The 22,993-nt window shown below is 49.0% G+C and carries 19 protein-coding genes; 8 read left to right on the forward strand and 11 right to left on the reverse strand.

All coding sequences use genetic code 11. The annotated features are described in order from the left end of the window. Nucleotides 1-58 precede the first annotated feature (58 nt). From psb28 to malQ, 3 genes are all read left to right on the forward strand, one after another. Entirely contained in the window at nt 59-397 is a 339-nt protein-coding gene (gene psb28 / locus GS601_RS16000; protein WP_162424287.1) for a photosystem II reaction center protein Psb28, read from the forward strand. A 4-nt stretch (nt 398-401) separates the two neighbouring features. Further along, nucleotides 402-905: a MogA/MoaB family molybdenum cofactor biosynthesis protein gene (locus GS601_RS16005; RefSeq protein ID WP_162424288.1), complete on the forward strand. Its 504-nt coding sequence runs from the start codon at nt 402-404 to the stop codon at nt 903-905. A gap of 177 nt (nt 906-1,082) precedes the next feature. Further along, a complete protein-coding gene (malQ, locus tag GS601_RS16010) occupies nt 1,083-2,594 on the forward strand; it encodes a 4-alpha-glucanotransferase (protein WP_162424289.1) in 1,512 nt (503 codons plus the stop codon). Nucleotides 2,595-2,661: 67 nt separating this feature from the next. Here the strand turns inward: malQ and GS601_RS16015 are convergent, their stop codons facing one another. From GS601_RS16015 to GS601_RS16050, 8 genes are all read right to left on the reverse strand, one after another. After that, a complete protein-coding gene (locus GS601_RS16015; protein ID WP_162424290.1) occupies nt 2,662-3,177 on the reverse strand; it encodes a hypothetical protein in 516 nt (171 codons plus the stop codon). A 147-nt stretch (nt 3,178-3,324) separates the two neighbouring features. Beyond that, a complete protein-coding gene (locus GS601_RS16020) occupies nt 3,325-4,020 on the reverse strand; it encodes a hypothetical protein (protein ID WP_162424291.1) in 696 nt (231 codons plus the stop codon). Between the two features lie 53 nt (nt 4,021-4,073). Beyond that, complete coding sequence (locus GS601_RS16025) at nt 4,074-4,364, reverse strand: hypothetical protein (RefSeq protein ID WP_162424292.1); 291 nt, start codon at nt 4,362-4,364, stop codon at nt 4,074-4,076. Nucleotides 4,365-4,516: 152 nt separating this feature from the next. Next, nucleotides 4,517-5,122: a CPBP family intramembrane glutamic endopeptidase gene (locus tag GS601_RS16030; RefSeq protein ID WP_162424293.1), complete on the reverse strand. Its 606-nt coding sequence runs from the start codon at nt 5,120-5,122 to the stop codon at nt 4,517-4,519. Between the two features lie 2 nt (nt 5,123-5,124). Further along, entirely contained in the window at nt 5,125-7,371 is a 2,247-nt protein-coding gene (locus GS601_RS16035; RefSeq protein WP_162424294.1) for a CHAT domain-containing protein, read from the reverse strand. Nucleotides 7,372-7,383: 12 nt separating this feature from the next. Beyond that, nucleotides 7,384-8,319 carry a DUF1822 family protein gene (locus tag GS601_RS16040; protein WP_162424295.1) on the reverse strand — a complete coding sequence of 312 codons (936 nt, stop codon included), beginning with the start codon at nt 8,317-8,319 and terminating at the stop codon, nt 7,384-7,386. After that, on the reverse strand, nt 8,309-8,965 hold the full coding sequence (locus tag GS601_RS16045; protein WP_162424296.1) for a sigma-70 family RNA polymerase sigma factor: 657 nt from the start codon (nt 8,963-8,965) through the stop codon (nt 8,309-8,311). Before GS601_RS16045 ends, GS601_RS16040 begins: the two co-directional genes overlap by 11 nt. 531 nt (nt 8,966-9,496) lie before the next feature. Continuing rightward, complete coding sequence (locus GS601_RS16050) at nt 9,497-10,567, reverse strand: spore photoproduct lyase family protein (RefSeq protein ID WP_238393301.1); 1,071 nt, start codon at nt 10,565-10,567, stop codon at nt 9,497-9,499. A gap of 403 nt (nt 10,568-10,970) precedes the next feature. On the opposite strand from GS601_RS16050, the gene mutL reads away from it, so the two are divergent. Both mutL and GS601_RS16060 read left to right on the forward strand, forming a co-directional pair. After that, nucleotides 10,971-12,623 (forward strand): DNA mismatch repair endonuclease MutL, encoded by a 1,653-nt coding sequence (gene mutL, locus GS601_RS16055; RefSeq protein ID WP_338017055.1) that lies wholly within the window; start codon nt 10,971-10,973, stop codon nt 12,621-12,623. Between the two features lie 164 nt (nt 12,624-12,787). Beyond that, complete coding sequence (locus GS601_RS16060) at nt 12,788-13,411, forward strand: SH3 domain-containing protein (RefSeq protein ID WP_162424298.1); 624 nt, start codon at nt 12,788-12,790, stop codon at nt 13,409-13,411. Nucleotides 13,412-13,522: 111 nt separating this feature from the next. On the opposite strand, the gene GS601_RS16065 is transcribed toward GS601_RS16060, so the two are convergent. Next, a complete protein-coding gene (locus GS601_RS16065; protein ID WP_162424299.1) occupies nt 13,523-15,277 on the reverse strand; it encodes a DUF8201 family protein in 1,755 nt (584 codons plus the stop codon). A 613-nt stretch (nt 15,278-15,890) separates the two neighbouring features. Continuing rightward, a complete protein-coding gene (locus GS601_RS16070; RefSeq protein ID WP_238393302.1) occupies nt 15,891-16,280 on the reverse strand; it encodes a hypothetical protein in 390 nt (129 codons plus the stop codon). Between the two features lie 34 nt (nt 16,281-16,314). Between GS601_RS16070 and GS601_RS16075 the strand changes: the two genes are divergently transcribed. The 3 genes from GS601_RS16075 (at nt 16,315) to GS601_RS16085 (ending at nt 21,468) form a co-directional block, all read left to right on the forward strand. After that, the gene (locus GS601_RS16075) at nt 16,315-17,052 is read left to right on the forward strand and encodes a hypothetical protein (protein ID WP_238393303.1); all 738 of its coding nucleotides are present in this window, start codon (nt 16,315-16,317) and stop codon (nt 17,050-17,052) included. A gap of 294 nt (nt 17,053-17,346) precedes the next feature. Beyond that, nucleotides 17,347-19,536, forward strand: a complete 2,190-nt coding sequence (locus GS601_RS16080; protein WP_162424302.1) for a DEAD/DEAH box helicase — start codon at nt 17,347-17,349, stop codon at nt 19,534-19,536. Nucleotides 19,537-19,662: 126 nt separating this feature from the next. Next, nucleotides 19,663-21,468, forward strand: a complete 1,806-nt coding sequence (locus GS601_RS16085) for an ABC transporter ATP-binding protein (RefSeq protein WP_162424303.1) — start codon at nt 19,663-19,665, stop codon at nt 21,466-21,468. A gap of 81 nt (nt 21,469-21,549) precedes the next feature. Here the strand turns inward: GS601_RS16085 and GS601_RS16090 are convergent, their stop codons facing one another. Beyond that, on the reverse strand, nt 21,550-22,905 hold the full coding sequence (locus tag GS601_RS16090) for a DUF3370 domain-containing protein (protein WP_162424304.1): 1,356 nt from the start codon (nt 22,903-22,905) through the stop codon (nt 21,550-21,552). Between the last annotated feature and the right edge of the window lie 88 nt (nt 22,906-22,993).

Genomic DNA, 22,993 nt, shown 5'->3' on the forward strand with positions numbered 1-22,993 from the left:
TAACGTTCCCTGAGATGAGAGAATAGAAAAATTAGAAATTTACTGCGATCGCATCACTATGGCTACAATCCAATTTGCTCAAGGCATTGACGAAGACGTGGTTCCTGATGTTCGTCTGACCCGCGCTAAAGATGGCAGCAACGGAATCGCGACGTTCTATTTTGATAAGCCCAAAGCCTTGGAAATGACCAACACGGACAGCATTACAGGCATGTACATGATTGATGAAGAAGGCGAAATTGTCACTCGCGAAGTGAAAGCCAAATTTGTCAATGGGCAACCCACCGCGCTCGAAGTGCTCCATCTCATGAAATCGGTTGAAGAGTGGGATCGATTCATGAGATTTATGGAACGCTATGCCGAGCAGAACGAACTAGGCTTCTCTAAATCCAGCTAAAGGCATGGCACACCCCCATCCTGATGGTTCCGGTCGGTCGGTCTGTTGTGCTGTGATTACCGTGAGCGACACCCGCACACCCGACACCGATCGCAGTGGTCAACTCATTCGGCAGGGTTTAGCCCAAGCGGGTCACTCGGTCGGTGACTATCTGATCATTAAAGATGAACCGGAGCAGTTGCGATCGCGGCTCTGCGAATTGAGCGATCGCGCGGATATAGAGGCGCTGATTTTTAATGGGGGAACCGGCATCGCGCCCAGAGATACAACCCACGACGCGATCGCAGGGCTGCTTGAAAAATCTCTGCCTGGGTTTGGCGAACTCTTTCGCCTGCTGAGTTACGAAGAAATTGGCTCACGGGCAATGGCATCTCGTGCGATCGCGGGGGTTTATGCGGGTAAGCTTGTTTTCTCGGTTCCCGGTTCCTCAAATGCGGTAAGGCTCGCTCTGGAGAAACTGATTTTGCCGGAGCTTGTTCACCTTGTCACACAGCTAAACAGTCACTAAACCTCCTTCATGGGGCTGAAATAGGGCTGACTTTGGAGATGTAGAAAGCCGGGAGGATTCAGGTACAGGAGATGGGCAGTTTAGAACGATCGCCCTGGGGGATTGACTTCTTTCCTCTAGCCGATTTTCCCCGTAACCTGCCGTGCTAAAGTTCTGAAATCTTCACCCCTTGGTTTTATGCATTTTCCTCGTTCTAGCGGCGTTCTGCTGCACCCAACCTCGCTTCCGGGTCGCTTTGGAGTAGGCGATTTGGGGGCTGAAGCCCATCGCTTTATCGATTTCTTGGTGCAGAGTGGGCAGCAGTGGTGGCAGGTGTTGCCCCTAGGACCCACGGGCTACGGAAATTCGCCCTATGCCTGCTATTCGTCAATGGCAGGGCACCCCTTGCTGATTAGTTTAGAGCGGCTTCAAGAGCGAGGATTGCTTCAAGATGAAGATTTTGCCAACGTGCCAGATTTTCCCAGCGATCGCGCAGACTACGATCGCGCCTACGCCTTCAAATTGCCGTTGTTGAGGAAAGCTTACGAAGCGTTTAAACATCAAGCCTCCGACGACGAGAAAAAGGCGTTTGATCAGTTCTGCGAGTCGAAAGCCTTTTGGTTGGATGATTATGCGCTGTTTATGGCAATCAAAGATGAGCAAAAAGGCGCAAGTTGGTATCGCTGGAACCCAGAACTGGCAATACGAGAACCAGGTGCGATCGCCCAGTGCCGCGATCGCTTGAGCGACGAGATTCTCTACCAAAAATATCTTCAGTTTGAATTTTTCTGGCAATGGGCGGATATTAAGCGGCATACCAACGATCGCGGCATTTCGATCATCGGAGACATTCCGATCTATGTGGCTCACGACAGTGCAGATGTGTGGGCAAATCCTGAGAACTTTAAGCTCGATCGTGAAACGGGCGAACCGGAGCTAATGGCAGGTGTTCCCCCCGACTATTTCAGTGAAACTGGGCAACTGTGGGGCAATCCGGTTTACGACTGGGACTATCTACAAAAATCAAATTTCAAATGGTGGATTCAGCGCTTTGAAGCGATGCTTGATCTGGTGAACTATATTCGCATCGATCATTTTCGCGGCTTTGAGGCATATTGGGCAGTGCCGCATGGCGAAGAGACTGCGATCAACGGCGAATGGATCGAAGCTCCCGGAACAGAGTTTTTTGAGACTCTGAGACAAGACCTTGGCAACTTGCCGATTTTGGCTGAAGATTTAGGCACCATTACGCCAGAAGTGGAAGAACTGCGAGATACGTTTGGGTTTCCGGGGATGAAGATCTTGCAGTTTGCGTTTGGCTCTGATCCGGGTAATCCTTACCTGCCGTTTAATTATTCCACTAATTTTGTGGTCTATACCGGAACCCACGACAACGATACAACAATCGGTTGGTATGAGTCGCTCTCAGAGCATGAGAAGGAAAATCTACTCCATTACTTGGGCTGTGTTAGTCCTGAAGGCATTCATTGGGACATGATCCGACTGGCGTTGGGGTCGGTGGCGGCGCTTTGCATTTTACCGCTTCAGGATTTGATGGGGTTGGGAACGGAGGCGCGGATGAATGTGCCGAGTCAGGCAGACCACAACTGGGCGTGGCGCTATCGACCAGAGATGTTGCACAATGGCATCCGCGATCGCTTGCAAAGCCTAACCAAAACCTTCGGGCGCGCCCCAGCAGATTGGAGCTAACCAGGCAGTTTTACCAAAGCCCTTTCGGTCAAGTTGCTGGTTTGGGTTGCTGTTCAATGGGCTGCCTCTATTTCCGAAGTTTATCAATTCTTCTACAAAGCCCTTCTGCTGTTGCTTGATTGAAACCCCGTGCTGTTCCATACTTGACACAGAATGGATCTAATCCCGAACTGGACGTAGTGCCTGGGTTTCGTTCAAAACGAATCGGCTTGCCATCGCGACTAATAGCTAAGTTTGCATCACAGGGTTTTACAACACTTGGGCATTTAGCCATTCTCAAGCGAACGCTGTACCTCCCAGCAGGGAGGTTGCCACCGATGAGTTCATTGCCGACTCTTTTGCCAGAGCCAACGAGCCGACCAGCGGAGTTGTAGACGAAAATATCCACGTCCCCGTTGGTGGATGTTGCCGCAAATTCCAGCTTTCCCCCTTTTTCAAAAACAACTGGAACGTTAGCTATGCTGCCCGTATATCCTGTAAAGCGGCTATTAACGGGTTGAGCTTGGGCTACCCCAGTTGTAGTTGCCAAGGATAAGCAAGATGCTGACAGACCGACCAAAATTTGGATGAAAGCATTTCTCATGATGGTGATATTGGGTAACCGGGACAATGGATTGTAGATGAAATTGAAGGATGGAATCGTGCAGCAGCAGGCGTTCTGACCGACCTTTGCAGTTTTGTATCCCTCGCAATTTATATACGGACTAGCGTGGCTCTGTGCTGCAAAAGGCTAATTTTTTGTTGAAACTTGTTCTCTCTCTAACTGAGAGTGATAGTTTTGGATACCTGATGCCAAGTTGCTAGCTTCAGTTTGTTCCTGTTCTAAGGATGCATTTTCTGTATTGATCTGCGATCGCACTCCTTGAAGCTGACTGGTGAGGTTTTTAACATGGTTGCTCGCTTGGCTCAATTGGTCAGCAACCCGAATCACTTCATTTCTAAACCCATCATTTGCGATCACCGCTGCACCACAAACAAGGGTGGCTGCGCCCGCTAAGTCTTTCACGTCTTTTGAATAGTGATTGGTTTCGTCTAGGCTTACTCCGAGCGCTCCCATACAGCCTACTGAGTTTTTGTGAGCCAGGATAAACGCCTGGACTCTTCTGTTGTAGGTGCTTAGCTCTGTCTCTAGCTGATTGGCTCGGAGTTCTAGGTTTGAGAGCTTTTGTTGTCGTCCGAGCATTCTTTGAGATAGCAAATCTTTTTGTTGCTCAAGTTGTTTGATACTTGATAGAGCAGCTTGCTTTCTAGTTTCGCGCTCGTCTTCAGCTAATCTTGTTTGTCTTTGTTCGGTCGAGTCGCTTTCTTGTTGCCTGTTTTCTGTTGACCTTTCGGGTGTAGATTGTGTTGCTCTTGGCGAAACCGCCTGAGTACAACCCGCGATCGCTACAAAGCAAACTCCAATCACAACTGCTTTTTTCAACATACGTTCTCCTCACAATAACTAAAGCAATATACCGATCGGGTTGTCCATTCTCATCAATTTTGTGTGGACTTATTTTTTCCTGCGATCGCAAGCCCAACACCAATAGAACCTGATATTGCAGCAATCACAAGAGAGCCAGTCGTTTCCGACTGTTTCCTTTCCAGTTCTTGCTTGTCTAACCCATCTAAACCAGTCCATTTTCTAAGTTCTTTATCAAATTGTCCTCGACTTTCCAACTCTTTTTGAAAGTTCATCATCCCAACAAAAGATGTACCTCCAAGAATTAGAAACATAATTGCAACCGCAAAGAATACTCCTCCAGCAACGGTCATCATTGGCTTCATGATTTAGCTCCTCTAACTCTGAATTTGGCATTGAAGCATGGGATCTAACAGCAGCCAGATCTATTCTCGATCTGGGCAGTTTCCTGTGCCCCACAAGATATATACGCAGTAGAGCTACCCGGTGCTGCAAGCAGTGAGAATTTTTTTTGAGACTATACCAATCCAACGAGAATTGCGATCGCACCTAGCAGCGAGTGGCTGACGATAAGGCTATATAAGTTGCGATACTTTGCGTAATGGCAGCCCCAAAGCAGACCAATAATCAATGTGAGCAGCACCGTGGGTAAGTCTTGATAGATGAGATGCACAAAACTGTAGAGCAACGCAGACAGCAAAATCTGTAACCCAACCGCCAACTTTGCTCTTGAAAAGATGCTAAATAAAAAACCGCGATACAAAAACTCCTGTATCGGAGAAGACACACCTATAAAGAAAAGGTAGAACGCCCATTTGTATGCAGAGTTGTCAAGACGCGACCCTTGGATAGCATAGTAGAAAAACATGATCAAGGCAAAAGCCAAGGTCGGTAGAGCGATCGCTTTGAGAGCACTTCCTAAGTGTTGCTGAGTCAGTCCTAATTCTATAAGAGAAAATTGATACAGTCTAGCGAACACCACAATTGCGATCGCAGCGAGGATAAGAATGTAAAATCGCCAGGAGAAAGGAACGAACCCCAACCACACCAGCAAAACAGGCAAAATGTAGCCAAAACCTACAATTAGCATGACTTTCTGCCGTTCTTTAGACACGTCTTCCATCGTCACTCCTCTCCAACGTGAAGATCGATCAAACGAACGAGCAGCAAAAATACACAAGCAAAGAAAATGCTGCTTGCAAACCAAGGAGTAAGTGGATCGATACTCTTCATCCCAAACAGACGATCGATAAAAGAGGTGCCAAACCAACTGCTCAAAAGCGTTAGACCTAAACTCCCCAAGAAAAAGGACAGCAAAATAGGCTGATATTTTTTGCTGGCGCTTCTGTATATGCTGCTAACAGTTGCTACAGATAGAATAGAAATAATGGCGTAAAGCAGAACATTGAGTCCGGCTAGAGTCCCTTTAAACTCGGATGAAAATAGCAAGGTTTTGGTATGCTCTATGCTGTAGCCTTGAAACGGAACCCACAACAAAATACCCAACTCACATAAGATGAGATAGGTCAAATATCTATTCTTGTTGAAGATGGAATCTGGAACAAACAAGATCGTCGAAACCAGCGCCATAAGCTGAACACCGCAACCAATAATGATTGTAAAGCTGAGGGCGTAGCACCACCGACTGAGCGAAAAAGCTCCGGTATGTTGTCGCCAAACGTCATAGGCAGTAGCAATCCGCAAAAGCCCTTGAGATCCCGCAATATCATTGCCTGTATAGATATGTTTTGCAACTGCTTCTAGCTCTGATTTTTTTAGCGTCAAATTCCCTTCCACATCGAACGCCTCACGAGCGTTAAAAATCTCTTGAGGAATGCCAGCGATATCAGCCTTAGCCGTTTTCCACTTAGAGTAGAGTTGTGGGAGTTGCTGTGCATCAATTGTAGTGGTCGCATCAGGCTTGAACTCCATCAACATCATGCGATCGCCGCTTAGTTCAAACAACAATGCCCCCAACGTGAGAAAACTTGTTATCAGTGTCAAGGCGATGAACGGGCGTGTTTTAACGCGAATCATGCAATGTGCCTTGTAAGCAGCAAACATCGGCATCCACAGCACTAAAGAAGGATAAACGACGAGGTGAGGATAGAGTTGGGCGTAAAGCGTCAAGGTTTCCCAACCCCCAAACTCGCTAAATATCCCGATTGGTAGACACACTAGCAGCGCGATCGCACCAATGCCCAGCCCCATCTCCCCCTGCCAAGATAGCCTTCGTTCTGAAAACAAACGATTCCACGTCAGTTCTTGAGCCAGAGGATTAGCAACAATTACAGGTAGCCAACTTTTACCCGGTTCAAAGTTCTGTTGTAGCTGCTGTCGTGCAACGTTCATCGAAGCAAATAAAGAGCAATCTTTAACAAAAGCCGCGAGAAAATGCCTTAGCAACTCTCTAGCAACAGTAGACTCAACCATTTCCCGCATCACAATGCAGTAGGGCAGAGATAGCTCAGTTAGTTGGTTTGCCAGCCCCAAGCCATCACAAGAATTGAAGATTGCCAGTTGCAGTTTTTTCTGAATTGCACCTGCAAGCAAATCTTTCAGTTCTGTGATATTGATAATTCCTTGCGCGCCATCGGCGGGGTTAATTTGAATGCGCCCAATCCGCCCGTCGCGATCGCTGTCACTATGTCCTGCAAAAAAGAAAATGTGCCAGCCTTGACGGTCTTTCAACGTTTGTTCTAACTCTTGGCGCGTGGGTTGTCTGAGGATGTGGGGTTCTCCGCCATACCGCCTCAGACTTGTGATAAAATCCTCTTCTTGTGCAAAGCCAAGCCTTTCGTCCCCCAATACGACCAAGATCCGGGCAGTCGCTCTCAATTGTGGGGTCTGCTTTTGCGTCAGCCGCTTAAAGTTTGTGGCACTAATAGCAACTTCTACACCTCTTGTAGTGTACCCAGCCAAGGTGTCCCACTCTTGCCAAGGAAGCCCTCGCAGTTGGCGGTCTTCTGTTTGCACAATGATCTGGACTTCATCTTGCTCGGTAATGTTCTCTCTAAAGCTCTCCAACACTAGACTAACTCGCGGATCAGCTTGTCCATTCTCATCAATCCAGCCATTTTTGCCCAACCATTTGTTCAATTCGGCTTTCAAGGAGTTAGCAAGTTCTGTGAGATTGACAACTCCTGAAATCAGGGTATCGCGATTTTTAGAAACCTTGCGATTTCCTTGAAGACCAATGTAATATTGCCATTGCTTGAACTGATCTGCCAGGGGTTTTGGCAAGGGCGAGAGGAACGAAACAAGTTCTTCGATTTGCTTGTCTCGATCGTAAATGGCAAGGGTAACAGGCAAAACGTCAGCATGGTTGAGTTGAACTCGTCCACCAATTTTAAAGGAGATTCTAAATGCCATTGCTGCTCCTTTTCAGGCGATAAAATATTCTCTACTAACGCTTTCTCCCAACCGCAACTCTACCCAAAACTCTTCACCTAAAGCCAATTCTAGTGGAATGGAAATTAGGTCAGCCGCCTCATTTGCTGTTTCAGTATAAATGTTAGATTCGTCTGGTACACTGACCTGCATTCCTTTAGGCAAAGAAGCATTCTCGCCCTGGACAACTACTCTAACTAACATCAATTCATCCTGGTTCGGGGAAACAGTTTGGGAAACAGAAAGTTGCATTTCAAATACTTGCCCTGCCAATTGGATCTTTTTCTTGCAAGTAGAAGTGCTGAGATCGCGCATTGAGAGTTGCCAGTCTGTGGCATAGACGTTGTTTAGCCAGTTTCTTAGGTAAGTAATTTGTTTTTCTGAAAATTCTCGCGTGAGGTCGTTTGTCTGGGCTGTTTTAGCTAGGGAAGAGGCTTCTTGTTGTGCCAACTCATCGATTAAATCATCTATAGACTGTAGATCTGCGATCGCGGCTTCTGTCTCCGCAGTTTCGGCATCAATAGCAGGCAGAAAGCCAACCAGCGTCGCTGAGGTTTCAGAACTGGCGATCGCTACAAATAAATAGCCGATGCGATCGCTCCAATGTTCCGTTGGTAAAGTCACACTCTGCTGCCCTGGTGCAATCACCCAACATTCCAAACTGCCCAGCCCAGGCAATTCTAACTCGTTCGCTTCGCTCCAAAGACGGTGGAGAGCGTTCCATCTCTCTGGTTTCGTTAAATTGGTTTTGAAACCGAGCAGCCGAAAATAGGCATCGGCAACAAGTACAGCTAAGGTATTGAAATAGATTCTGGTTTGAACCTCTGGAACAAAGTACTGCGACGCATAGGCTCTAGCTTGGTGGCGAAACGATGCAGTAATGGGAAATGGAATTGCCAGTTCCCATAAGACGTTTGGCTTATCGGTCATAGCTCTCTTCTCCAAACAGCCTTTGATTTTGGGTCAACCATTCTTGGAGCAAGGGTTGGCATTTTCTTGACCAATGAGACGAAATTGCACCGCGTGTTGAGCCAACTTCCGCAGCAATTTCCTGCCATTCTTTGCCCACGACAAGCCTCAAGTAAGCCAGCGATTGACAGTTGGCTTCTGGATTATTTTCAATGTGGCAAGCCTTGAGACGATGATCAGGATCGTCTTTGATCCATTGGACGAATGATTTCCAAGTGTCAAGCAATAAGTTTGCATCGATCGGAGAAGCAACTTGATCTAAAGGATCGAGTTCAACCTCATGACCTTGCCAAGCAGACTGTTTGCGATCGCGATGGCGTTGAGCCGCCCGAAGCTCATCTCTGTGCTGATTGCGAAGACAAGTGTTAAACCAAGCCAAGAATGAACCTCGACTTGGATCATATTTGTCGCAAAGGGTTTCGGTTAAATTGAACATGGTTTTGTAGAGCGCGTCTTCGTAAAGATCATCTCTCTTCGTCTCAAGGCGTCCCGATTTTAGAAGAACGCGAAGCAGCAGGTTGATGGCTTTACGACGCTGGGGGGTGGCTGGTAAGTGGCTGCACGCCTCTTGGATGAGGGATTGCAGGTAGAGGGTTAGCTCGTCCATCAGCTTAAGACACGATTTTAGCTGTGTCGCTCAGCAGACAATCGATTCCCCTACTATCTGTTACGAAAAATAAGGGTGTTGTTCTGCAAAAAGATTGATTAAATCGCAAAATTTTTCTCAAGGGTTTTTCTTCCTCAGAATTTACACGTAATATTATAGTTATAAAATTTACTTTGGAAATATGCCGTTTTAAGTTGCCAGCGCGATCGCGCCATGGGTTTTTGCATCGGGTGAATTGATGTGCGATCGCGCCCCAGGTTTTAACACCAGCCAAAGGTTTCAAGCCGCGTCGCGCTCAAGCAGCAAGCAGGTTGGTTCAACGCCACGTCCAAAACCACCCCGAAACCAACCTGTCGTACCAAATTAATCTGTAAATGCTACAGATGTGCGACCCTCCTTAGTGAAGAGGGGAGCCGGAAAGTCCCTTCTCACCCAGGGGGAATGCCGTAGGCAGGGGGGTCGAGGATCTGTGGCAGTGAAACATCAATTGGGTATAGCTTGAAGAAATGACGGTACTAGCAAATCCTGTTGTTACGTCCAGTACAAGATTTTGGCGCGGGGAAATCGGCGAGCAATCTCGCGCTCAAAAAACTGGCGCAACTCGCGCATCGTCTTGGCGTCGTACACATACTTCAGACCGCCAAATTTGTTGCGTTTCACCACCCGCGACGACTCATCCAAATCTAACTTCGTATTTGGATACCAACTCAGCAACACATCTTTTGACCCTGGCGTAAAGCGATGGGTGATCAGTTCTACCGTGAGATCGCAATCAAAATCCAACGTTTCAGACATATCATCGAGCAACTGGGTGTACTGCTCTTGCCAATCCGGAATCGGCATAATCGGCGCAATTACAACCCCGATTGGGTAGCCTCCTTCTAACCCTAAGCGGCGTAAGCCATGGAGCCGAGCCGCGACAGATGCCGTGCCGCCTTCTAAGCGATCGCTGATTGATGCCGCATTAACGCTAGAGCGACAGCGCGTATGCCCACCATGGGGCAAATCTAATAGGCTCTCTACGTTGTCAAATTTTGATACCCATCGTAGGTACCCATCCTTGCGAGTGCCAAAGTAACGGATAGCCTCGGCTAAGCTACCTGTTAAATGCTCAATGCCAAGCGGATCGGTATAGCAACTCACCTCATAGCTCGTCTGGCTGCCGGAGCGATCGTAGGCGGCTAAGTTGCCCAAAATCTGCGGCAGATTTGCATACACCCGGATCACGGGCGGTCCTTGCAAACTCCCTGCAAGATAGCAATATTGACAGTGGGCAGGGCAGCCTTCTGCAATGTGAAACTGCCAGTCGGCAGAGGGAGGAATCGGACTTAGTTTTAACTGTCCTGCGGGGGCATTGACAACGGCTAGCGTCCGTTTTGCAGTGGCGTAGGTGTCTCGCTCTGTCTCCCCACGTAAGCCGGTTAATCGATTCTGCTTTAGCTCATCTATGGGCAAACCCAAGGCTTGCACCCGCTCAAGAATTTGCTGCCCCCAAGGCTGATCTAGAGCAGCAGGGGTAAACATCACCCGCTCTGGCATCCATAGCCGCGCCTTGCGAATCTCGCTTTTAGCCCCAACAGATGCCATCGTAGAACTCGTCATTCGATATCTCTTGTTTCGACACTTTAATTATGACAACGATTTTGACTGCTGTGGTCTATACTCAGAGAGGCTTTTACGCTAAATCGGGTAGAGATATCCACCGTTGTTTAGGTTTTGTTTTGTTGAATGAATTGTGAGTAATTTTATAATTTTTTACAAGTAGTTTTTGTTAACCAAAGCGTTAATCAACCCATTAGAGAAATGATTGCTAGATCTGTTTCCTTGCGCGAGGAAGGAGATTTTTCGGTGCGATGAAGCAGCCTATTTATCAGTTATTCGTAAAATAAAATTTAGTTCTGCAATTTCTGCTGAAACAGAGTTACTGAAATTTTGTGCAGTGTTGTAGAGGGTAGTCAGGCGTTCCTTATCTCTCCCCATCTCTTAAACTAGAGAGATGGAGTTTATGATTGAGCCACTTCCGATTGATGTTGTGCATCTCATGGCTGCCGGAGAGGTGATCGATTCGCTTTCGGCAGTCGTCCGCGAGTTGGTCGAAAATGCGTTGGATGCCGGTGCAACCAGAATTGTAATTTCGCTGTGGGCTGACCAGTGGCGAGTGCGCGTCTCCGACAACGGAGCAGGTATGACGTTAGAGAATTTGCGGCAGGCAGCACGACCCCACACCACCAGCAAAATCCGCGATCGCGCCGATTTGCAAAATATCCGAAGCCTTGGGTTTCGAGGAGAGGCGCTCTACAGCCTGGCACAACTGTCTCAGCTTGAAATTTTGAGCCGTCCGAGTTCTGAAATGCAGGGTTGGCGAGTGGCATACGATGCCCAGGGCGAAGCAGCAGAAATTGAAACGGTTGCGATCGCACCGGGCACGATCATTACAGTTGATCAATTATTTGAAACCTGGGCGACTCGTCGCGATGCTTTACCCTCGGCGGCACAGCAGTTAAAAGCAGTGCAAACAGTGATTTATCGTTTAGCGCTGTGCCATCCCCAGGTCACATGGCAAGTGCAGCAGGGAGAGCGTGATTGGATTAGTCTTTGGGCAAGCCGCACAGCAAAGCAGAGACTGCCGCAACTGGTGCGGGGAGTGCAGGAAGCAGAACTACACGAAATTAGCATCGCGTCCGGCAACGCTGTAGAGTCTTCCCTCTATCTGCTGTTGGGATTGCCCGATCGCTGCCATCGCCGTCGTCCCGATTGGGTAAACGTTGCGATTAACGGGCGGCTCGTCCATCTACCAGAACTCGAACAAACCTTACTAGCAGGATTTCGGCAAACCTTGCCGCGCGATCGCTATCCCGTTTGTTTTTTGCATCTCCATCTACTGCCACAGCAGATCGACTGGAATCGCCACCCTGCTAAAACTGAAGTCTATCTGCACAATCTAGACTATTGGCAACAGCACGTTAGTCAAGCGATCGAGCAAGCCTTGCGCCTTAACCCCGCCTCGATCCCCGAACCTCTGTCTTCTCGACGAGTCGGAACGGTGATCAAAGCCGCCGAATCGGGTGCAGACTATCGGGTGCATCGCACAATCGCGCCTGGCGAGCCGTTGCCTTCGGTGCTCCGTGCGATCGCGCAGGTTCACAACCGCTATATTTTGGCAGAGCACCCGTCTGGCATGTGGCTCGTTGAGCAACACATCGCCCATGAGCGAGTTTTGTATGAGCAGATCTGCGATCGCTGGCAACTCTTGCCTCTAGAACCTGCGATCATTCTCAACCACCTTTCTCAAGCTCAAGTCGAGCAATTGCAGCATCTCGGACTCGTCGTCGAACTTTTTGGCGATCAGATCTGGGCAGTGCGCTCTATTCCCGCGCTTTTAGCCCAGCGAGAAGACCGCGTAGATGCCTTGCTCGAACTGAGTTTAGGCGGCGATTTGCAAACAGCACAAGTCGCGACTGCCTGCCGAAGTGCAATTCGGAATGGCACGCCGCTGACCCTAACAGAAATGCAGACGCTGCTCGATCAGTGGCAACAGACTCGCAATCCTCGCACCTGTCCTCACGGGCGTCCGATCTACCTAGCCTTAGAAGAGTCGGCTCTGGCTCGTTTCTTTCGTCGCCATTGGGTCATTGGCAAAAGCCACGGGCTGGAATAGGGTGTGCTTTTGGGCGTTGCCAAATTCAACATTCCGACCCCTTGCCGTTTGATTGCTATCAGCTTACAAATCACGAATTACGAATCGACTTGCCTTATAATCTCAGCAGGATATTTACACGGGTATGTAGCCTTACCCTTCTATTCCGTGAGGAGTTTAATAACATGATGAAAGCAAAGGCTTGGCATCGGTTGGTCAGTGCTTTGGTAGTGGTGGCATGTTCTACGGTTGGGGGCGCTGCCACAGCAGAAACGCAATCTGTGCCAACAGTTCAGCGTGCTGCCTCTGATACGTGGGTTGCTCAGGGGTCGTTGGTGGGTCAATCTCGCTGCGCCAAACAACCTACCGCTATTTTCTCCGATCGTTCAGCCACTAGCATTGTCGTTAGAGCTTTGGCGACCAACCAGGCTGTAACGCTTTCCGAGAATGCAGCGCAAGGCGGCTTTATCGGGGTTAGCGCGCCGTCTCCTGGATTTGTGCAGCCTGTTAATTTGAAGGTTTGCCCAACATCGCCGGGTGACGGAAATTCGGGTGGAACTCCTGCCCCTTCGCTGTGTCGTGCAGTTCGGGCGCAGGCAGGTCTGATTGTACGCCGTGGGCCCAGCACTAATAACCCCGTTGTGGGCGGTGTAGCGTTTAACTCACAAGTATTTGTGACGCGAAATCCTCCCGCTTCTCAGGTGGGACCGGACGGTCGGATATGGGTCGAAATCAATCGACCGATCGCGGGATGGGTCTCCAATGGGTTTAGAAATATCCCTGGATCAAACTTGGTTTACTGTCAATAAAGCTTGATTCAGCCAATCCCCAAAACGACCTGTAGAGAGCTTTTGTAACGTTCTACAGGTCGTTTTTTACTCTTTCAATCCATATTCTCTTTCAATCCATATTAAAGTCGCTCAATTCAGCCGAATAAATCCTTCTGCCAATCCTGCTTGGGGATCGCGTAGCGCAACATTTTTTAGATTTAAGTGCGTACAGGGTATCGGGCTTCCCCAGCAGAGATTGCTCAAAGGGGCTATCGATTCGGAATCTGAGTGAAGCGGGGAAACATAGGAGACATTATGCACTTGCTTTTGCACGAGTTCAACTGACATTAACCGAGGCGGTAGAACCACATGAAGCTGAAAATCGCGGCGGGTTAAATGCACGAGTGCGATCGCTAAAAAGCACAGACCCACGCCTTGCAGCCAGCGAAGGCGGGGGGTTGAGCGAGAAGGGTGACTCGACAGATCACCAGCCGGACGGTTGCCAAACTGATGTTCGAGCCAAGTTGCAACGAGTAACGCTGGGGAAAGAAGTAAATAAGAGGCGAGAAATCGAATCCAAGGAGCCATGAACAACAGCAACAAAATGCCCACTGTGCCCACGGCAAACAGCCAAATAGCGCCTTTAATCTGGGTTGCCTTTCGCCGAGTCTGAACGATAAACAAAAGACCTGACGTGAAGAAATGGCTGAGGCTGAGTCCGGCGATTATCATATTGTGCCGAGAGGTTGCGACCCACCGTTGGATATAGCCGATCAGGGGAAACGGGTGATCGGGTGATGAGCCATACCACGTTGTTGAGCCATGGGTATTACTGGCAATTGCCTGCATTGCAGTAGCATCGGGCGACCAAGGAAGATCTAAACAGAGCGCTGAGGCGGGATAAAGCGGACAGCCCGACGTAATTAGGCTAGAGATACAGAGCGGCAGTAGAACGAGGCTAGCAACTCCTGTACTCGCCAACAGCCGCTTTATGCCCTGTTTGCTAACCGCAGATTCAACCCCGACAAACACCCCTGCGATCGCGAGTAAGGGTAAAGCGGTGAGCTTTGTTGTAAACGCTCCGGACGCTAAAACAAGAACGATCGCAGGGGTTCCAAGAACTGTTTTTTCTGGCAAAGCGGCAGGGCGAGCATAAACCAAAATTGTCCAAGCGACCACTTCTATCAGCAGCATGACTGCGAGATCGGGAGATGCCGAGTTCAGTAAGCTGACACTAGAGTACAAGCGTAAAATCAACAGTCCCAAAAACAGTGAAAACGCGATCGCAAACCAGTCGCTCAATTGGGCAGTCCGCTGATAGGCTCGTGTGAAACAAAGCCACCCCTGCAAACTGGTAAGCAAAAGCCCAAATCCGTTGATCACGGCAGTTCCGCGAGAGTCTAGAAGTTCAAAATTAAACGGCGCAGCAAGGGCAAACCAAGACGACGTAAACCCTAACTGATCTAGAATGAGGGCAACTCCGGGCACGGTTCCAAATTTAGTTAACCATTGGATGGCACTGTAATGATAGAAGCCGGTGTCAAACCAATTAATGGGTTGAGTGACGACAAGAGCAACGGCGATCGCAAGCATGAAAAACTTGAAGATGCGATCGCGAGAAACGCCCCCATAGAGCGACCTCAATTCTTGACGAACAGCGTGCGATCGGAGGGCTAAACTCATCAAGCCTAGGGTAACAACTCCCCCAACCAAAGGCGAAAGCGCCACAAACCAAGACACCACTAAAAGGCTAATTGCCAACGCGATGACGCCCAACCACAGCGCCACGATCGCTCGATCTCCTTGACGTTCAATGCGGGTTGCGTTGAAACTGTTTACGATGCCTAGACCTACGACCTCACAAGCCGTTAGTAGCATCACCCAAGCAATGATGAAGTAGAGCATTGTGCCAATATTGTTGAGTCGTGTTCTAACGTCCTACTCGCCTTGAAAAGCGTTTTATGCTGTATTTTTCTGGTATTTCAAAGTTCTTTGTACGAGCAAATGGAGTAGGTGAGCGATAGTTTAGAACTGCATCGGGCAAGGCATCAGGGCAGGATATTTGAAGCTCGCTTTACATTTCCTTGATATTTCCGGGGTGAACGTGAAGTTTCAATGATATTTGGTAGAAATTCATCTTTAACCACAAAAAATCCTGCTCATGGGCAGCAGGATTGAATGTATGCTTGCGAGAGATTTCTAGGGTGAGTACGCAAACTGCTACTAATACCCAATTGATTTTTCACTGCGACAGATTCTCGACCCCCCTACCTACGACATCCCCCCTGGGTCAGAAAGGACTTTCCGGCTCCTCTCCTGACTCAGGAGGGGTTGGGGGAGATCGCACGCGTGTAGCATTTACAGATTAATTGGGTATAACAACAGTTTTCTGCTCTAGCGATCGCTGAACAATCTAAGACAAGCTAAATCTAACGCGAGAATAAGTGACAACAGATCAAACTCCTCTCCTGGGGAAAGGGGTCAAGCTGAGGACAAAATAGCTGACAAAGTGGATAGCTTACAAGCTTGCCGCACAAACCGGACGATCGTTGGCGTTGAGCTTGATTGTGCCTTCTGTACCATTCAGCATAAAAGGCACTTGCTGATCCCCTACCACGCGGACAAAAGTGGGCTTGTCTTGTAGGCAAGCTTGCACCGCAGATGCCCAACCTGGAAGATCTTTGTACATCTTGTCAGTAATGGGGGTATTGCTACTGATTGATGCCTCTTTCACGACCTGAACATCCATAGGTAAGGTAAAGTTAGCAGCCCTATTGGGTGGAGTGGGCAGCGTCACCTGCTTGACTCCTGTAATAGACTCTTCCTCTAGCACCATTGTAGTTGCAGTTTGTTGTTCAGAAGGCTGGGTTGATTGCTCTCCAGTTGGGGTTGCCGGAGTTGAAGGCACTGTAGGCGTTACGGGAGCCGTTGAATCTGGCGTTGTGGGTGTAATTGGGGTTGATGAATCTGGTGTTGTTGGACTTGTTGAATCTGGCGTTGTGGGTATGGTTGGGGTTATCGTTGAATCTGGCGTTGTTGGACTTGTTGAATCTGGCGTTGTGGGTGTAATTGGGGTTGATGAATCTGGCGTTGTTGAAGGTGTAATCGGCTCTGATGAATCAGGGATTCCGGATGGAGAAGAGGGTTCAGATTGCGGAGACGGAATTGTTCTTGAATCCGGCGTTAAAGGGGTAGCGGGGGAATTTGTCGGAGACGTTGAATCGGGGAACAGAGGCGTAGAAGGCACTGTCGAAGGCTGTGCTGCGGGAGCGTTTGACGGCATCTCAGGCATCGTCGTGGGCGCAGGAGAATCCGCAGGCTTTGTGATTGAAGAATCGGTGGGTAGAGTTGAAGGTCGAGCCGGTGCGATCGTAGAGTCGGCTGGCTGGCTGATTGGCATCCCAGGAGTGGTGCCGAAACCGGCAGGGGTAGAAGGCATTCCTAAGGAGTCGGCTGGAGATGCCTTGGGCGTCAGCGATGGTGCTGGGTCAGCCGAGGTTGTGGGAAAAAGAGGAGTGGTAGAAGTCGGTGTGACTGGCTTCTCGGTGGGGACAGATCCCTTCACCTCTTTCGAGATCGATAGCACCTCCGCCGCAACGGGCAGTAGAGAACCCGCTAAGATAGCAGCAACACTTGCAGCAGCAATTGGCTTCAACATGCTTACGTTCATCTCCAAATAGTACAGGTCAATCTGAGTTTCTGCTTTCTAAGCATCTCGATACACTGAACTCAACCACAGGAGTCGAGCGTCGCCAATTTTTTGACGAATTTTCAGAATGCGTAAACACCGTGAACCCTACTAACTTGTCTTCCCATCCTCAACCAATCGTCAGACAGATTCTCGATCGTCACACTGTTTCCTACTTTTGCTGAGAAGGATTCACATCTTTACATTTTTATCTCGATTTGCGTGTGGTAAAACCGCAAACTTAGCGTTAAATAAAGTTCTTTTGTCTACATTTGCAAATTTGATCATGCAGTATCCGTATTCGCGCCTTGCGCCATTTATTCAAGAATATATTTATACCAGTGGATGGGCATCGCTAAGACCTATCCAAATCGAAGCGTGTCGTATCATATTTGACACATCCCACCACTTATTAATTGCCGCAGGAACCGCTTCAGGAAAAACTGAGGCAGCGTTTCTTCCAGTGTTGACGATAGTGCACGAGCAGCCGTCTAGCGGGGTTGGCGTGTTGTATATTGGCCCGATTAAGGCGTTGATTAATGACCAATTCGATCGCTTAAAAGATTTGCTAAAATATGCAGATATTCCCGTGTGGGCATGGCATGGGGATGTTACACAAAGCCACAAGAAAAAGCTACTTGAGATGCCAAAGGGTATTTTGCAAATTACACCCGAATCTCTAGAAAGTTTGTTAATCAATAAAAGCCGTGATCTGCCGCGTATCTTTGGCGACCTACGCTTCGTTATTATTGATGAAATTCACGCATTTATCGGCAGCGATCGCGGCTGTCAGATTTTGTGCCAATTGTCTCGCCTTGCCAAAATGACCGGAAATGTGCCTCGGCGGATTGGTCTGTCTGCCACTTTGGGCGATTACTCCTTAGCCGAAGAGTGGTTGCAGGGTGACACTTCTCAATCTGTCATTACCCCTACTTTACAAAGCGCTCAGCGAAAAATCCAGCTTTTGCTCGATCATTTTTACGATCCGGGTCTGGTGGTGCGAGCCAAAGGCGATACACGAGACCAAGCGTTTAATCCTTATCACTTCCATCTATTTCGGCAAACCCAAGGCAAAAAAAGCTTGGTCTTTGCCAATGGGCGAACGGCAACCGAAGCCGCGATCGCAGCGATGCGAGACATTGCGATCGCGAAGGGCTATCCCGATATCTACCATGTTCATCACGGTAGTATTTCTGCGGCCCTGCGAGATGCGGCAGAAGCGGCAATGCGAAATCCGGAGACTGCTGCGGTGACGGCGGCGACTGTGACGTTTGAAATGGGGATTGATTTGGGGCACCTCGATCGGGTCATTCAATTAGAGTCACCGCCATCGGTGGCTAGTTTTCTGCAACGATTGGGACGCTCAGGCAGGCGGGGCGGCATCTCTGAAATGGAGCTTATTTGCGTCGAAGATCGACCCACAGGGGAAGAATCTTTGCCAGAACAAATTCCCTGGCAATTGTTGCAGTGCATTGCTGTGATCCAGCTTTATCTAGAAGAGAAATGGATTGAGCCGCCCCGCTCGATGCGCTATCCCTTTAGTTTGCTATATCACCAGACGATGAGTGTGCTGGCATCTTTGGGAGAACACTCTCCTGCTGCTCTGGCTGAGCAAATCTTGTCTCTGCCACCATTTCAAGCCATTTCCCAAGCTGATTTTCGGGTATTTTTGAGGCATTTGTTGGATATTGATCACATCGAAAAAACGGTTGAAGGAGGGTTAATTGTTGGGCTTGCGGGAGAACGAATTATCAATAATTTCAAGTTTTATGCCATTTTTCCAGACACAGAAGAGTATGCCGTTAAGCACAACGGAAAAGCGATCGGAAGCATTATCATTCCGCCAATGGAAGGCGATCGCTTTTCTCTGGCAGGTCGTATTTGGGAAGTGAATGAGGTTAATAGTAAAAAGAAAAGTATTGATGTGAAACCGACAACTCAATCGGTAACGTCAAGTTCGTGGCGCGGCACATCTGGGGATATTCATACGAGAGTGCTACAGAGAATGAAAAAGGTGCTGCAAGAGACAACGCTATACTCGTATTTGGCACCCAGCGCAAACCAACGGCTTCAGAACGCAAGAGAGTTTGTAACGTCAACGGGAATTTTAAACCACCCGGTGCAACTTTTAGATGATCAGGTGTGCTGTATTGTCCCTTGGATCGGCACGATCGCATTTCGGACGTTAGAGCGGTTCTTGCGATCGCAGGGTAAAGCAGCGCTAGGGCTGAAAAGCATTAAGGCGCGATCGCCCTATTTTTTGGTGGCGCGATTGGGCAAATGTTCTTTAGAAACCTTGCGGTATGAGCTTCAGTCACTTTCAGATCGGCGTTTTGATGTAGAGGAGTTTCTTGAGCCAGATGAAGCACCAACGTTGCAAAAATACGATGAGTTTATTGCGCCAGATTTATTACGCAAAAGCTATATTGCCGATTATTTAGACCTTGACGAGTTGCGCTCAACACTATTTATTTAAAACAATTTTAGACGTTGGCTAATACGTTTATAAGGTCATAAATTTGTCCTCAGAAAACAGTTCGCTTTTCATGCTTTAAACTATCAGACTTCTATTCTCTTTTACGATTACGATTTTTTATAACCTATGGTTCGCGGTGTATCTCAGCTTTTATCTATTGGTCGGTATGGCGGCAGAGCAATTCAACTCGTGTGGACAACAAATCGCAGGCTCACCATCGTGCTGGCTCTGTTTACACTGATTTCTGGATTAGTGCCCGCGATCGTTGCCTATGCTGGAAAGCTCATCGTTGATACCGTAGTGCTGGCATCGCGCACCGGAGCGCCGCAGGATCGATGGGCAGCGATCGGGTATTTAGGATTTGAAGCGGCGGTCGTTGCGGTGCAAACAGGCAGCCGCCAAGGCGTTGCGCTGTGTCAGTCGCTTTTGCGCGTGTTGCTAGGGCAAAAGGTGAACGAACTGATTTTAGGAAAAGCCCTGACTCTAGATCTGGCGCACTTTGAGGATTCAGAATTTTATGACAAGATGACGCGATCGCGGCGAGAGGCATCTAGCCGTCCGCTCAGTTTGGTGGGGCGCACGTTTGGGCTAGTGCAAGATTCGCTGATTTTGATGACCTACGGCGGCTTGCTGATTCAGTTTTCGGTGTGGGCAGTGGTGGCGTTGATGGTGGCTGCCCTGCCTGCGTTTATCTCAGAAACACGCTTTGCCGGACAAGCCTTTCGGCTATTTCAGTGGCGCACGCCCGAATCGAGACAGCAAAACTATCTAGAATGGCTGATTGCCAATGAAGCCCCAGCGATGGAAATTAAGCTCTACCAATTGGGGCACATGTTGCTCGATCGCTATCGGGCTATTTTCCTGCGTCTGTATGCCGAAGATCGCGATCTAACGATTCGGCGCGGTGTGTGGAGCTATCTGCTGAGTTTGGTCAGCACGATCGCATTTTATGGGGCGTATGTGTGGATTGTGTGGGAAACGATCGCCGGACAGATCACCCTTGGAGAATTAACCATGTATCTCGTGGTGTTTCGGCAAGGACAAACCGCCTTTGCCTCGATTTTAACGGCGGTTGGGGGCATGTACGAAGACTCACTCTACCTTTCCAATTTATACGAGTTTCTAGAAGAAGAGGTTCCAGAACCCTTGGGGCAGGCGTCTCAAGGCGTTGTGCCCAACGATGGATTAAGATTTGAAAACGTCACGTTCTACTATCCTGGCAATGAAAACCCGGCGCTCAAAGCGGTGTCGTTTCACCTCAAACCGGGGGAGAAGCTTGCGATCGTAGGAGAAAATGGATCAGGGAAGACGACGCTCATTAAGCTGCTCACAAGGCTTTACAGCCCGACCTCTGGGCAAATTTTGCTAGATGGACTGGTGCTGGAAAAGTGGGAAACAGTTGCCTTACAGCGGCGAATTGGGGTGATTTTTCAGAGTTTTATGAAATATCAATTTAGCGTAGGTGAAAACGTTGGCGTGGGCGATGTTGTTCATTTAAGCGATCGCGATCGCTGGAGCGTTGCCGCAAGTAAAGGAAATGCGTTGCCCTTTATTGATCAGCTATCGAATGGGTTTGATACTCAACTCGGTCGCTGGTTCAAATCGGGTCGAGAACTTTCGGGGGGGCAATGGCAGAAGATCGCCCTGTCTCGCGCCTTTATGCGAACCAGCGCCGATATTTTGGTGCTAGATGAGCCAACTTCTGCCATGGATGCAGAGTCTGAGGTGCAAATCTTCGATCGGTTTCGAGAGATGACGCCAAACCAAATGGCTATTTTGATTTCCCACCGATTCTCCACCGTGCGGATGGCAGATCGGATTATGGTGATGTCTGCCGGAGACGTGACCGAACAAGGCAGCCACGAGGAATTGTTAGAGTTGAAGGGGCGGTATGCTCATTTATTTGCCCTTCAAGCGGCAGGCTATCAGTAGTTAGGGCAGAATTTACAGTTAGAGCAAGATTTACATACGAAAATTGTGGCATAAGTCCTCCTCTTCTTAAGTCTTACCGTTCTACGGTTGCAACGTCTTTACCGTTAAAATTTGCGGCGGCGTTGCATCGGGGGGATAAATATAATCGAACTGCACAAGGCGCTGTTCATTGGGTTTTAATTGCAGCGTCACTAAGGGCTTGCCTTGCTGCCCACGTTTTTGCACTAAGTGAATGTAGCGCGTTTGGGGTAAGCCGAGATCGCTGGTATAGCGGAGCCGGACTGTGCCTCGGAATGACGTTTGTGTACCAGGCGGTTGCAAAAAGCGGACGCCTTGTTTGGTGTCTTCGCGTTTGAGGGGAGTTTCAAATGCGATCGCAACAGTCTGATTTTGCTCGGTGGTGTTTTTGAGGGGCAAGCTCAGTCGGTATTCAATGGCATAGTTGCCATGGGCTTGATAGGCAGTGTCATCGTAGCGCTTGATCATAGGAGCGCTCTGATTTTGCTCAGTTCCTAACGTGCCTTTGTGGAGCGTACTGAGTCCATAGGAGAATGCCGATCCTGCGGCAGGAATAGTGAGATAGCTACGTCCCGGATCAACGACTTGGGCATTCCACTGAGACCCGACTGCAACCCCTGCAACCCGCCCATAAATTACCGCTCCGCCTTGCTGATCGATGGGAGTCGGGGCTTTGTCTCTTGGGCTGGCAAGATCGCCCGTGTCGAGCAAGGTTTGCCATTCTTCCAGGGTGGGTGCTCGTTCGCTGCCGTCGGTGTTGGGTTTAGCAAACATGCCCAAACTCGACACATACACTGAACCTGTACTGCGTAACCGCATCAGGGTTGAGCGACCGTTGAGCGGCGGAGTCAAGGTGCTGACCGGAATGGGCAGATTCATCATCATCCGGCTTTGCCCTGGCGGAATCACGAGTTGCGGCGGGAAAATGCTTTGTCGCTGCCCTCGCAGCACCTCACCAACCGCGCGCCCCCCCGGTCCTGCAAAGATTTTGCCGTTTTGGTTGTCTTGGTAGTCGGGCAGGGCGAGAAACGGCGCATCGGGCTGGCTGAGATAACTAGCGGCTTGCAGAACATCGATCGTGACAGGTTGAGTTCCTGGATTGTGGATCAAGATGCCGAGGTAGAGCGATCGCAAGTCGGTAGGGGTGGGGATGGCATTGGCGATGTGGTGAGCAAAAATGTCAAATCGCCCGTTGAAGGCTTGGTTAAGGTGGGCGGTGGCAACGCGCTTTCCGGTAGGGGGAAATGTCGAGAGCAAGATGCCTTCTTTTTGAACGACTTCTGGGCTGTTGCTGTTAAACACTGGAGTCGAATCGAGTTGACCAGGCAGCGATCGCATCTCTTGGGGTTGCACGATCTCTTGAGGAGTAGGAGCCGGGGTCGCTTGTGCCAGGGTAAGCGTTGGAAGAAATACAAACATTACGAGGCGTAAAATTCCAATACAGTAAGCGGAGCTTATCATAGCCGTCTGAGGAGAGCAATTTTGTTAGTCTTTAAAGTGGATTCAG

It is taken from the genome of Myxacorys almedinensis A (assembly GCF_010091945.1).
Taxonomy (GTDB): Bacteria; Cyanobacteriota; Cyanobacteriia; order Leptolyngbyales; family Leptolyngbyaceae; genus Myxacorys; species Myxacorys almedinensis.

Coding starts and splice junctions, on each gene's coding strand:
- GS601_RS16050 (WP_238393301.1), bottom strand. CDS start 10,567: ATGACGAGTTCTACGATGGCATCTGTTGGGGCTAAAAGCGAGATTCGC.
- malQ (WP_162424289.1), top strand. CDS start 1,083: ATGCATTTTCCTCGTTCTAGCGGCGTTCTGCTGCACCCAACCTCGCTT.
- GS601_RS16015 (WP_162424290.1), bottom strand. CDS start 3,177: ATGAGAAATGCTTTCATCCAAATTTTGGTCGGTCTGTCAGCATCTTGC.
- mutL (WP_338017055.1), top strand. CDS start 10,971: ATGATTGAGCCACTTCCGATTGATGTTGTGCATCTCATGGCTGCCGGA.
- GS601_RS16060 (WP_162424298.1), top strand. CDS start 12,788: ATGATGAAAGCAAAGGCTTGGCATCGGTTGGTCAGTGCTTTGGTAGTG.
- psb28 (WP_162424287.1), top strand. CDS start 59: ATGGCTACAATCCAATTTGCTCAAGGCATTGACGAAGACGTGGTTCCT.
- GS601_RS16065 (WP_162424299.1), bottom strand. CDS start 15,277: ATGCTCTACTTCATCATTGCTTGGGTGATGCTACTAACGGCTTGTGAG.
- GS601_RS16035 (WP_162424294.1), bottom strand. CDS start 7,371: ATGGCATTTAGAATCTCCTTTAAAATTGGTGGACGAGTTCAACTCAAC.
- GS601_RS16040 (WP_162424295.1), bottom strand. CDS start 8,319: ATGACCGATAAGCCAAACGTCTTATGGGAACTGGCAATTCCATTTCCC.
- GS601_RS16005 (WP_162424288.1), top strand. CDS start 402: ATGGCACACCCCCATCCTGATGGTTCCGGTCGGTCGGTCTGTTGTGCT.
- GS601_RS16085 (WP_162424303.1), top strand. CDS start 19,663: ATGGTTCGCGGTGTATCTCAGCTTTTATCTATTGGTCGGTATGGCGGC.
- GS601_RS16025 (WP_162424292.1), bottom strand. CDS start 4,364: ATGAAGCCAATGATGACCGTTGCTGGAGGAGTATTCTTTGCGGTTGCA.
- GS601_RS16030 (WP_162424293.1), bottom strand. CDS start 5,122: ATGGAAGACGTGTCTAAAGAACGGCAGAAAGTCATGCTAATTGTAGGT.
- GS601_RS16090 (WP_162424304.1), bottom strand. CDS start 22,905: ATGTTTGTATTTCTTCCAACGCTTACCCTGGCACAAGCGACCCCGGCT.
- GS601_RS16045 (WP_162424296.1), bottom strand. CDS start 8,965: ATGGACGAGCTAACCCTCTACCTGCAATCCCTCATCCAAGAGGCGTGC.
- GS601_RS16080 (WP_162424302.1), top strand. CDS start 17,347: ATGCAGTATCCGTATTCGCGCCTTGCGCCATTTATTCAAGAATATATT.
- GS601_RS16020 (WP_162424291.1), bottom strand. CDS start 4,020: ATGTTGAAAAAAGCAGTTGTGATTGGAGTTTGCTTTGTAGCGATCGCG.